This is a genomic window from Dysgonomonas sp. HGC4, from assembly GCF_001261715.1.
Lineage (GTDB): Bacteria > Bacteroidota > Bacteroidia > Bacteroidales > Dysgonomonadaceae > Dysgonomonas_A.
Map to the genome: position 1 here is coordinate 85590 of NZ_CVRU01000163.1, position 13301 is coordinate 98890.

General features: G+C 36.0%; 5 protein-coding genes. 4 read left to right on the forward strand and 1 reads right to left on the reverse strand.

Annotation, left to right across the window (positions count from 1 at the left end):
- Nucleotides 1-14 precede the first annotated feature (14 nt).
- From HGC4_RS16080 to HGC4_RS16095, 4 genes are all read left to right on the forward strand, one after another.
- Nucleotides 15-4136, forward strand: coding sequence for a hybrid sensor histidine kinase/response regulator transcription factor (locus tag HGC4_RS16080; protein WP_082204213.1), 4122 nt, complete (start codon nt 15-17; stop codon nt 4134-4136).
- 142 nt (nt 4137-4278) lie between these two features.
- Nucleotides 4279-6468, forward strand: coding sequence for a glycoside hydrolase family 3 C-terminal domain-containing protein (locus tag HGC4_RS16085; RefSeq protein ID WP_050711160.1), 2190 nt, complete (start codon nt 4279-4281; stop codon nt 6466-6468).
- Nucleotides 6469-6515: 47 nt separating this feature from the next.
- Complete coding sequence (locus HGC4_RS16090) at nt 6516-8822, forward strand: glycoside hydrolase family 95 protein (protein WP_242047158.1); 2307 nt, start codon at nt 6516-6518, stop codon at nt 8820-8822.
- Nucleotides 8823-8925: 103 nt separating this feature from the next.
- Nucleotides 8926-11127 carry a glycoside hydrolase family 3 C-terminal domain-containing protein gene (locus HGC4_RS16095; protein WP_050711162.1) on the forward strand — a complete coding sequence of 734 codons (2202 nt, stop codon included), beginning with the start codon at nt 8926-8928 and terminating at the stop codon, nt 11125-11127.
- 80 nt (nt 11128-11207) lie between these two features.
- Here the strand turns inward: HGC4_RS16095 and HGC4_RS16100 are convergent, their stop codons facing one another.
- Nucleotides 11208-13178 (reverse strand): alpha-amylase family glycosyl hydrolase, encoded by a 1971-nt coding sequence (locus tag HGC4_RS16100; protein ID WP_050711163.1) that lies wholly within the window; start codon nt 13176-13178, stop codon nt 11208-11210.
- Nucleotides 13179-13301 lie beyond the last annotated feature (123 nt).

The window sequence follows — 13301 nt, forward strand, 5'->3', positions numbered from 1 at the left end:
TTAGCCAAATCTTCATGAAAATAATTATTTCCTTGCTACTACTAGCACTCAATAGTGCAGTAAGCATTATTTATTCACAATCCTTTGACTTCTCTCACTTAGATAACAGAAACGGTTTATCTAACAATCAAGTGGAGTGTATTTTCAAAGACAGCCGTGGTTTTATGTGGTTTGGAACTAATCAGGGTTTAAATCGTTACGATGGTCAAAACTTCAAAGTATACAAACATAGCCGTAATGATCTTTCTAGCATTCCTTTCGATAGAGTTACCAATATTCAGGAAGATGCACAAGGCATGCTATGGTTGCAAATAGGAAATACGGGGTATATTATATATGATTTTAAAAGTGAAAGTTTCACTCAGAACATCGATTCTTTAGTTATTAAAATGGGGCTGCCTCCTTCTCCTTCACTTGTGGAAATAGATACACATATGAATCTCTATCTTTACTACAAAGAGAAAGGAATATATAAATACAATATCGAAACCGATAAGTATGTAATATTTAACCAGTCGAAACAAGGACAAACTTTAAGTTCCGGAGAAATTATTGATTTAAAAATACACAACCAATACATATGGGTATTATACAGAGATGGTCTGATCGAAAGATTTAATGAGAAAACTAATCTTGTAGATATACGAAATACATTTTTTAGAGAAAACTCTAAAAATTCTACTATTCAGAAATCTTTATTTGTAGATGCTGATAACGATGTATGGGTTTATCCCGGAGTAGCCGACAAAGGCAGTGCTTACTATGATACAAAAGCAAATAGTTGGGTTTTCTTAAATAAAGATTCGGAGATTGCTCTCTCCAGCAATTTCTTTCGGTGTATGGATCAAGACAAAGAAGGCTTAATTTGGATAGGAACAGATCATGGAGGCTTAAATATCTTCGACAAATCAAAAAAGAAAATTACTGTTTTACGTAACAATATATATAATAGCAATTCAATTAGTCAGAATTCTATTATCAGTATATTTTGCGACAACGACGGAATTATTTGGATAGGAACATATAAAAAAGGTATCTCTTATTATCACCCTAATATGTTTAAGTTCAAGAAGTCTCCCCTATTCTATCACTTAAAAGAAGACTCGGATACCTTTGATTGTAACAGCTTGTATAAAGACGACAACAATAATCTATGGATAGGTACAAATGGCAGAGGCTTAATAAAGTATAATGAAGAAAAACAAAGCGTAGAAACATTCAATTACAATGCGAATAATCCCAAAAGCATTTCTGCTGATATAGTTACATCTCTCTTAGAAGATCATTCAAAAACTCTATGGATCGGAACTTTCTTAGGTGGGCTAAATTCCTTTGATGGAAAAAGCTTCACCCGATATCAGATTAATGAAACAGACTCTAATTCAATCTCGGGCAAAAGCGTATATGGACTTGCAGAAGATAAAGATAACAATCTATGGATAGGCACTTTAGGAGGTGGCGTAAATAAGTTAAATGATGACCGTACTCATTTCACAAGATATACAACTCTAAATACAAAAGCTCTATACTCCGACTATATTCTTTCCGTATATACAGATATTAATAAGAATATATATCTGAGCACAGACAGGGGTGTAAATATTATAGATGCCAATAGTAAAGCAATAAGTACTTATTTTAAAGACCAGATACAACAAGATTCGTTATCTAATATTTCGACCAATAACATTTTAGTTGATTCCCGAAATTTGACATGGATAGCCACTGATAATGGTCTGAATATATATAATCCTCTAACCAAACGGTTTGTATATATAGCCTCAAAGCAAGGGTTACCGAGCGACGAAGTAGTATCTCTTATAGAAGATAATAACAACAATATTTGGGCAGGTACACGCAATGGATTAGCATGTATCCATTGTCAGTACACAAATAATATTCTCGATTATACGATCACTTATTTCGACTCTAAAGACGGCTTGCCCAGTTCTATCTGTAATCAGAATGCTATGTTCAAAGACAAAAGTGGAATTATTTATGTAGGAAGTACAAATGGGTATGTGAATTTCGACCCCAATAATATAGTATTCAACGAATACATTCCCAAACCCCGATTTACGGAGTTATTGATTGCCAATCAGGTAATCAGCCCCAACGAAAAGTATAATAATCGGGTAATTATAAATAAATCAATTACCTATCTCGATCAAATAACTCTTAATTATAAAGAAACCAATTTTACATTACAATTTTCGGCACTTAACTATATACATCCTGAGAAAAATCACTACAAGTATATGCTTGAGGGCTTAGATACCGATTGGATAGAGGTTAAAAATGGAGTTGGAGCAGCTTCATACTCGAATCTTAATTCGGGAACATATAAATTGATAATATATGCAGGAAACAATGATGGTGTATGGAGTGATACTCCATTGATAATGAAAATAATTGTAAAACCTCCATTTTGGCTTACATGGTGGGCATTCTTTATTTACTTCATTATATTCGTTATTGTACTGAGATTCTTTATTCTATATAAATTAAATAAGCAAAAGCACGAATTCAAGCAGGCTCAGAAAATAATGGAAGCCGACAAAATTCATGAAGTAGACGAACTCAAATTTCGCTTCTTTACAAATATAAGTCACGAGTTTAAAACACCGATTACGCTTATATTGACTCCTCTCGAAAAACTGATGAAGGAGCCACATTCAGAGGAACAAAAGACTTTACTGAACATCATGCGCAAAAATGCTTTGAGCCTTTTGAACATGGTTAATGAAATTCTGGATTTCAGAAAACTGGATTTGAATAAAATGAATTTGAGTGTTTCAACTGGAGATATAATACCAATAGTAAGAGAAATATGTCAATCATTTTCGTCTCTAGCTGCTGATAAGTCCATAAAGTTCACTTTTACAACTTACCTCAAAGAACTTCAGGTGGATTTTGACCCTGAAAAGATGAGTAAAATAATTATTAATCTGATTTCTAATGCCTTCAAATATACTGAAGAAGGTCATATTGATGTAAGTGTAGGCATTACCGAAGAAGTTCAAAAAGATGCAAAGAAGCAACTATGTATCAAAGTTTCAGATACCGGTATAGGAATAGAAAGTAAATATCTGGAGAAAATATTCGACCGTTTTTATCGTATAGAACAATCTCAAAAGAATAATCAGGCTGGTACCGGAGTCGGATTACATTTAGTTAGTGAATATGTAAAGCTACATAATGGAGAAATTTCGGTAGAAAGTACAGCTGGCAAAGGCTCTACTTTCACTGTATTAATTCCCATGGACAACTCTACTTATAAAGAATCTAAAAGTCAAGATGTTATTTATTCGGGAGATATTCAAGACACTCTATTAACAGAACCAGAAACTTCATCTGTCACACCTAAAGATTCAAAGTTGCCTCTATTACTTATAGTTGATGATAATGAAGATTTCCGTGAGTTTATTAAGAGCCTGTTCATTCATTCCTATCGAATAATTACCGCAAACGATGGTGAGGAAGCCTCTCAAATAATATTAGATCAATTACCCGACATTATTTTATGCGACGTAATGATGCCTAGAATGGATGGTTATGAACTGTGTCGGAAGATAAAAGCTGATATAAGAACTTCTCATATTCCGATTATTCTTTTAACTGCAAAATCATCCGAAGAAAATCAATATTCAGGTATAGAAGCTGGTGCGGACGACTATATCTCCAAACCGTTCAATATAGATATGTTGACCTTGAAAATTTCAAAAATAATAGAACGTCAAAAGAAAAATCAGAACAATTTTAAAAAGAAGATAGAAATATCTCCAAGCGAAATAGAGATAATGACAATGGACGAAAAGTTTGTAAAAAAGGCCATCTCTATTGTAGAAGAGAATATTGGAAATGCCGATTTTCTGGTGGAAGACCTATGCCGTGAAATGGCTATGAGCCGAGTTTACTTCTATAAAAAAATATTGGCACTCACCGATAAATCGCCCTCCGAATTTATTCGTTTTATAAGATTAAAACGTGCAGCCAATCTATTAGAAAAAAGCCAGATGTTTGTAAACGAAGTAGCCTTTCAGGTGGGATTTAATGACCCTAAATACTTCCGAAAATATTTTAAAGATGAGTTCGGAGTAACACCAAACGAATACAAGAAAAAGTTTACAAATTAGCCTAAAGAAACATATTAGCACCCCATAGTTAGCATACAACCCCTATGATGATTTAAGGGATACCCTTAACGGAAACACAGGTATAGAGCGACTTACTAATTAAACAATAACTTTGCATAGTTAGTCTAAGAAACCTATAGCCATGAGAAAAATTGTTATGCTCGTAATGTGCATATTCAGTCTGAATATTGCATCATTTGCTCAATACATACACCCTTTTCAAGATACTGCTCTTTCGGATGAAGAGAGGATATCTAATTTATTGTCATTAATGACAATCGATGAAAAAATCAATGCTCTATCTACTAATTTGGGTGTTCCACGTTTAGGAATACGCAATACTGGGCACTCCGAAGGTTTACATGGAATGTCACTCGGGGGTCCTGGCAATTGGGGTGGTTTCCAAACTATCAATTATCAACAAGTACCTGCTGTATTTTATACTACCACCTTTTCTCAGGCGTACGGTTTGGGTGAAACATGGGATACTCAATTAATAAAGAAAGTAGCCGAAATAGAGGCAAACGAAGTACGCTTTTATACTCAAAACGAAAAGTATAAAAAGGGAGGTTTAGTTATGCGTGCCCCCAATGCCGATTTAGCACGTGATCCACGATGGGGTCGCACTGAAGAAAGTTTTGGAGAAGATCCGTTTCTAGTCTCTCAACTGAGTGTCGCATTCATAAAAGGCTTACAGGGCGATAATCCTAAGTATTGGAAATCCGCATCACTTATGAAGCATTTCTTAGCTAATAGCAACGAAGATGGAAGAGACTCTACATCTTCTAATTTCGATGAACGATTATTCCATGAATACTACGCTTACCCTTTCCAAAGAGGAATCGAAGATGGAGGCTCTCGAGCCTTTATGGCTTCCTATAATGGTTGGAACGGCACAGCAATGACAGTACATCCCGTGCTAAAAGAAATTACCCGTCAACAATGGGGTAACAATGGTATAATATGTACCGATGGAGGAGCATTAGACTTGCTTATTACCTCACATAAGGCTTATCCCTCTCATGTTGAAGGAGCAGCTGCAATAGTAAAAGCCGGAGTCGGACAATTCTTGGATAATTATAAACCTTATGTGTATGAGGCTCTAAAGCAAAACATTCTATCTGAAAAAGATATAGACGAGGCTATAAGAGGAAACTTTTTTGTCGCTTTACGATTAGGGTTATTAGATGGAGATCAAACACATCTACCCTATTCCAATATCGGAGTAACAGACACTGTTTCGCCTTGGCTAAATAAAGAAGTGCAAGATTTCGTACGCCTTGTTACCGCGAAATCGGTAGTATTACTTAAGAACGAAAAGAAATTACTACCTCTTGATAAAAACAAAATCAAATCAATAGCAGTTATTGGTCCTCGTGCCGATGAAATACTTCTCGATTGGTATAGTGGAACCCCACCCTATACAGTAAGTATTTTGCAAGGAATAAAAAATGCAGTTGGTAATAATATCGAAGTATATTACGAAGCATCTAACGAAATAGATAAAGCCTCCATTGCTGCACAAAAAGCAGATATTGCGATTGTTTGTGTAGGAAATCATGTGTATGGAACCGACCCAAAATGGAAATATTCGCCTGTACCAAGTGATGGAAGAGAGGCAGTTGACCGAAAATCATTATCTTTAGAACAAGAAGATCTAGTAAAGATAATCAACAAAGTTAACCCTAATACTATCATGCTATTAGTCAGCAGTTTTCCGTTTACGATCAACTGGTCGCAAGAAAACATACCTGCCATATTACATGTAACCAATAATAGTCAAGAGCTTGGCAATGGAATAGCCGATGTTCTGTTTGGTGATTTTAATCCCGCAGGACGTACCAATCAAACATGGGTAAAGTCAATAGCTGATCTTCCTCCAATGATGGATTACAATATCCGCAATGGGCGTACTTATATGTATGCAAAAGAGAAACCTCTCTATCCGTTTGGTTATGGATTGAGCTATACTGATTTCTCATACTCTAAGATGAGTACATCTTCCTCTACATTAAAAAAGGCTGAGAATATCACTGTATCAGTAAATGTAAAAAACACTGGTAAATTAAACGGAGAAGAAGTTGTGCAACTCTATGTATCTTTTCCTAATTCCAGAATAAGCAGACCAATCAAACAGCTTAAAGGATTTGAACGAATTATGATCGAATCAGGTAAAACCGAAACAATAAAATTCAATATAAAAGCATCTGATTTAGCTTATTGGGATATGGATACACATTTATATGAAATAGAAGCAGGAAAAGTTAATCTAATGATTGGCAGTTCCTCTGAAAATATTCAATTAACCCAACAAATAACTATTACAGAATGATCTCAAAAATCTCATCTTGCATTATCTTATGCCTGTGTACATTATCAATGTCCGCACAAAATTCGTGGCAATACTATTTTGACAGTCCCGCTTCAATCTGGGAAGAATCTATAGCTCTCGGCAACGGACGTATAGGAATGATGCCATGGGGCGATGTCGATAAAGAACGAGTTGTATTAAATGAAATATCACTCTGGTCAGGTAATAAACAAGATGCAGACAATCCCGAAGCCTATAAATATTTAGGAGAAATACGCAGGCTTCTTTTTGAGAATAAGAACAAAGAAGCACAAAACCTAATGTATAAAACCTTCACTTGTTTAGGTAAAGGTAGTGCTGATACATCGGCATATGGTAATTTTCAGAACTTTGGAAACCTACAAGTAGATTTTATATATCCAAATCAATCGGCACCTATATCCAATTACAAGAGAACATTGGATATGAATAATGCCTTATCTACTACTTCATACACAAAAGGAGGAATAACCTACGACAGAGAATATTTCACTTCGTTTTCTGATGATATTGGAGTTATCAGATACACTGCAAGCCAAGCAAAAGCTCTGAACCTTACAATATCACTTCAAAGAGACGAAAATTACGAAGTTTCAACCGAAGGCAATACCTTATCTATTTATGGACAAATGAAAGATAATGTAAAGAACGATGGAATGAAATACTTCGGTCAAGTGAAAGTCATACACAAAGGAGGAGCTTTAGTTACCGGAAATAAAGATATTCAGATACAAAATGCAGACGAAGTTATCTTGCTTGTCTCTCTGGCTACGAGCTACAAGGGCAAAGACGAAAAGGCTATAGCCACCCAATTAATAAAAAGTACCGATACTAATTATTCTACACTAAAGAAAAATCACATATCAAAATACCAGTATTTATTTAATCGTGTTGATCTAACTCTGAATAAAAATAAAAACTCTGACCTGCCTATTAATAAAAGGTTAGAAGCTTTTGCTTCCGATAAAAGCGATTTCGATTTGGTTGCCCTGTATATGCAATACGGACGCTACTTGCTTATATCATCTACACGTGTAGGTGGCTTACCTCCAAATTTACAAGGATTGTGGGCTCCTCAGATTCTTACACCTTGGAATGGCGACTATCATTTGAATATCAATCTACAAATGAATCTATGGGGTGCAGAAGTTGGTAATTTATCTGAACTGCATTTACCTATGATCGAATACACAAAAAGCCTAGTTGAACCTGGAGAGAAAACTGCTCGTATCTATTATAACAGCAGAGGATGGGTTACTCATATTTTAGGTAATGTCTGGGATTTTACCTCTCCTTCAGAAGACCCATCATGGGGAGCTACTAATACAGCAGGAGCTTGGTTATGCCAACATCTCTGGGAACATTACTTATATACACAAGACTTGGATTATCTACGATCGGCTTATCCGACTATGAAAGGTGCAGCTCTATTTTTTGAAGATATGTTGATTGAAGACCCTAACAACGGTTATCTGGTTACAGCTCCTACCACTTCACCCGAAAACAGTTACTTCACTTCAACGGGAGAAGCCGTTAGCATCAGTGCAGGTTCTACAATGGATAATCAAATAATCAGAGAACTATTTACCAATGTCTCGGAGGCTGCTAAATTATTGAATATTGATCAGGATTGGACTCAAACAATAGAAGCCAAAAATGAAAGACTTGCACCTACTTCTATTGGTAAATACGGACAAGTGATGGAATGGTTACAAGACTACGAAGAGGTGGAAATACACCATCGCCACGTATCACAATTATATGGATTATATCCCGGATACGAATTAAATGAAGCGACCTCTCCTCAGTTAATGGAAGCTGCAAAAGTAACATTAGAAAGACGAGGAGATGAGTCAACAGGATGGTCTATGGCATGGAAAATAAACTTCTGGGCTAGACTTAAAGATGGAAACAGAGCTTATAAATTGATCGGTGATTTGCTTAAACCTGCCGGAAATGGAAGAGGTACCTACCCTAACCTATTCAGCGCTCATCCACCGATGCAGATAGACGGCAACTTTGGAGGTTCTGCCGGAATTATAGAAATGCTTATACAGAGTCATGCCGGCTATATTGAATTATTACCTGCAATACCTACAGAATGGAAAGATGGCTCAGTTAAAGGCTTAAAAGTAAGAGGTGGAGCCGAAGTGGACTTTTCTTGGAAAAACGGAGTTGTTGATTTTATTGAGATTAAATCTAATGTACCAAACAATTTTACACTTAAGCTACCCCTGGGGAGACCCTCAATTAAAGGTGTAAAAGATTATACACTCAATGAGGGTAAGTTAAATTTCCAATTAAAGAAGGCAGAAAAGATAACAATACAATTCTGATAAGGTCTCAGACCTCTTTATGCTTTGATAAGCACAAGTTAGAATAATAGAAATACATTGATAGATAATCAAATTACTTAAATACAAAATCAAAGAAGAGGATATGAAAAAACTGTTTTTCTGTAGTATACTAGCTTTGTTTACTTCTCAAAGTCAAGCACAAACTAAATCGGTGCCTGTTTATTTGGACGAAAGTAAACCTATAGAGGTAAGAATAAACGATGCTTTGTTGAAAATGACGCTCGAAGAAAAGATTGCCATGATACATGCACAATCTAAATTCAGCACACCCGGATGTCCTCGTTTAGGCATCCCCGAGATTTGGATGAGCGATGGACCTCACGGAGTTCGTATGGAAATAGATTGGGATACATGGGGACACGCAGGATGGACAAACGATTCGTGTACTGCGTTTCCAGCTTTAACTTGCCTAGCAGCAACTTTCGATCCAGAACTATCTCTCGAATATGGAAATGCATTAGGAGAAGAGGCACGTTTCAGAAAAAAAGACATTATTCTAGGTCCCGGAGTAAATATTTATCGTACTCCTATGAATGGTCGTAACTTCGAGTACTTAGGAGAAGACCCTTATTTGGCATCTAAAATGGTAGTTCCTTTCATCAAAGGAGTTCAACAAAATGGAGTTGCTGCCTGTATGAAGCACTTTGCTCTTAATAATCAAGAATTGTGGCGTGGACATATAGACGTAGAAGTAAGCGACAGAGCACTCTATGAAATCTATTTGCCTGCATTTAAAGCAGGAGTTGAAGAAGGAAATGTATGGGCTGTTATGGGATCATACAATAAATTCAGAGGGCAATATTGTAGCCATCACGAAATACTTGTAAATAAGATTCTAAAAGGAGAATGGGGTTTTGATGGTGTTCTGGTAACAGATTGGGGCAGTGCTCATGATACCAAAGAAGCTGCTTTAAATGGTTTGGATATAGAAATGGGTAGTTGGACAAATGGATTAACATGGGGTGAGAGTTTCGCCTATGACAACTATTTTATGGCTCAACCCTATCTAGATATGATAAAAAGAGGCGAAGTTTCCGAATCGACATTGGATGATAAAGTGAAAAGAGTTCTTCGTCTAAACTTCAGAACCAATATGAACCGCAACCGTCCTTACGGAAGTTTTGCAACTCCTGAGCATGCAGATGTAGCTCGTCGTGTAGCAGAACAAGGTATTGTATTGATGAAGAATGAGAAAAACTTCTTTCCTATTGCAAAAAACAAATACAAAAAAATTGTAGTTATAGGAGAAAATGCAACCCGATCGTTAACCGTTGGCGGAGGTTCATCCGAACTTAAAGTAAAGCAAGAAATTTCTCCATTAGAAGGTCTTAAAGCTAAGTATGGCGAAAACAATGTATCCTATACAATGGGATATGGTTCTGGTCCTACTGTGTATGACAACTTTGTACCATCACCTTACAATACTGATTCGTTAAAGAAACAAGCTCTTGCTCTTGCTAAAAATGCAGATGTAGTTCTTTTCTTCGGAGGATTGAATAAAAATTTCCAACAAGACTGCGAAGGAGCAGATCGTATTACATATGATTTGCCTTTCGGACAAAACGAATTGATTGATGACCTACTAAAAGTGAATAAAAACTTAGGTGTAATACTTGTCAGTGGTAATGCAGTTTCGATGCCTTGGCTCGATAAAATTCCAGCCCTTATGCAATCTTGGTATTTAGGTTCAGAAGCAGGTAGTGCAACAGCAAATATTATTGCTGGCGATATTAACCCATCGGGTAAGTTACCTTATAGTGTACCTCGCAAATTAGAAGATAATGGAGCTATCTCGTTCGGTACGATATCATATCCCGGAGACAGCATCAAACAAATCTATAAAGAAGATATTCTGGTAGGTTACCGTTGGCACGATACTAAAAATATTCCTGCTTTATTCCCTTTTGGTTATGGTCTTTCATATACAACATTTGAGTACGGAAAAGCCAATACTGACAAAAAAGAATATGGAAAGGATGAAACAATCAAAGTTTCTATTACTGTAACCAATAAAGGTAAAGTAGATGGTGCTGAGTCTGTGCAAGTATATGCCTCTCAATCGAAACCATCTGTAGAACGTCCAGAAAAAGAACTTAAGGCATTCAAAAAGGTATTCTTAAAAGCGGGTGAGACTAAAACTGTAGAATTAGCTGTTCCTGTTAAAGATTTAGCCTTTTTTGATGATAAAGCTCATAATTGGACTGTAGAGTCAGATCAATTTACATTGCATTGTGCAGCATCTTCGGCAGATGTAAAAAGCTCAGTAGCTGTAAAAATAAAATAAATACTATAATCTTAATTCGTATAATAAAATAAGGTTGCCCTAATTGAGCAACCTTATTTTTATTTATATTCTAATGCAACTTACTGCTTCTCCAAAACAAAGGCAGTACGTGCAGGAATATATACTCTCAACACATCTTTTCCTTTAATACTAAGAGTTGAATAATCGTAATTATCGTCTACCCTGTCGAAACCATCAAATTCGGAATCATCAGAGTTTAGAACAATTTTATATTGTCCTTTATCTACCTCAAAACCATAATCAGTAAACGATTTTGTCGGATTGAAATTAAAAATAAACACCAAGTTATTACGCTTAAATATCAATACCTGATCGGGCGTACTTTGTATAATAGCAAAAGGTCTGAACAAAAATATATCCTGCTTATTTATCAAGCCTAACATTTCTTTCTCAAACTCAGCTAGAAATCGATACCTCAAATTTGTATCAGTAAGCAAAGACCATTGACGACGAGCATATTTATAAGACCAATCGTTACCTAATCGAGGAAAATCGATCCATTCGGGATGTCCAAACTCATTTCCCATAAAAGTAAGATAGCCATTTCCCGCAGTGGCTAGTGTAGCCAATCTGATCATCTTATGAAGAGCCAAACCCCTATCTACTTTAGTATTACGTTCAAAAACGTTCATATTTGTGTACATCAAGCTATCAAGCAGATTGAAAATAAGAGTTTTATCTCCCACCATTGCCTGATCGTGACTTTCTACATAGCTGATTGTCTTTTCTTCTTTTCTTTTATTGGTTAGTTCATAAAACATATCTCCGACGTGCCATTCTTCATCTTTCTTATCTTTGAGTATTTTGACCCAAAAATCGGCAATTCCCATCGCCATACGATAGTCAAAACCTATACCAAAATTCTCTATTGACGAAGCTAATCCCGGCATTCCGCTAACATCTTCGGCAATTGTAAATGCCAGAGAGTTCACTTCATGTATCAGCTTATTAGCTAAGGTCAAATAAACGATCGCATCTTCATCCTGATTACCATCGTAATACATGGAATAGTTAGTGAAATCACGACCAATACCATGATCGTAATACATCATACTGGTAACACCATCGAATCTAAAACCATCAAATTTGAATTCCTCTAACCAATATTTACAATTGGATAATAGAAAAGCCAGAACCTCATTTTTTCCATAATCAAAACAACGTGAATTCCACACCGAATGGGTTCCACGCTCTCCTGAATGAAAATAAAGATCAAAAGTTCCATCAAAACGGCTTAATCCATCAGCTTCATTAATTACGGAATGTGAATGTACGATATCCAAAACAACTCTAATATTTAATTTATGAGCTGTATCAATCAATTCCTTTAACTCCTCGGGAGTACCGAAGCGTGAACTCGGAGCAAAAAAATTAGAAACCTGATAACCAAACGAACCATAATAAGGATGCTCTTGTATAGCCATCAATTGTATGGTATTGTAACCCATATCAGCGATATAAGGTAATACCTTCTCCCTAAAATGATTGTATGTGGCTACATTTTCCTCTTCTCCCGACATCCCGATATGAGCTTCATAAATAATAGGAGCTATTTCTTCCTTAGGCTGATCGTATTTCCAAACATAAGGTTCGGGTTGCCATACTTGAGCCGAGAATATTTTACTGACATCATCCTGCACAACTCTCCGAATATAAGCAGGGATGCGCTCTCCTGCCCCATCTTCCCATTTTACCCATAGTTTAAACAGCATGCCATGCTGCAAGGTCTCCAAGGGTAATTCTAATTCCCAATTACCTCCTGGTATTGGATAGAAAGCATACTTAAGATCTATTTGCCAATGATTAAAATCACCCATCAAATAAACAGCTGTAGCATTAGGAGCCCATTCTCTCAATACCCATTTATCAGGATATGCATGCAATCCATAAAACAAGTATCCATTAGCGGCATCACTCAGATCCGAACCGCTTGTCAGTTCAGCCACTTTTAACTGATATTTTTCATGTCTGCGCAAAATAGTAGATCGATATTTTTCGAGTCCACTATCACCATATATTGAAGCTTTCATTTATAATGTCAGGTATTAGTTTAAGTAAAGTTATCTATTGTTATCCTTTATAGCATGCCTTTATATATAAGAATAACCAAATCTATAAAAAGGTCTGCGACCTTAAATATTATATGGCTAAAT

Coding starts and splice junctions, on each gene's coding strand:
- HGC4_RS16090 (WP_242047158.1), top strand. CDS start 6,516: ATGTCCGCACAAAATTCGTGGCAATACTATTTTGACAGTCCCGCTTCA.
- HGC4_RS16085 (WP_050711160.1), top strand. CDS start 4,279: ATGAGAAAAATTGTTATGCTCGTAATGTGCATATTCAGTCTGAATATT.
- HGC4_RS16095 (WP_050711162.1), top strand. CDS start 8,926: ATGAAAAAACTGTTTTTCTGTAGTATACTAGCTTTGTTTACTTCTCAA.
- HGC4_RS16100 (WP_050711163.1), bottom strand. CDS start 13,178: ATGAAAGCTTCAATATATGGTGATAGTGGACTCGAAAAATATCGATCT.
- HGC4_RS16080 (WP_082204213.1), top strand. CDS start 15: ATGAAAATAATTATTTCCTTGCTACTACTAGCACTCAATAGTGCAGTA.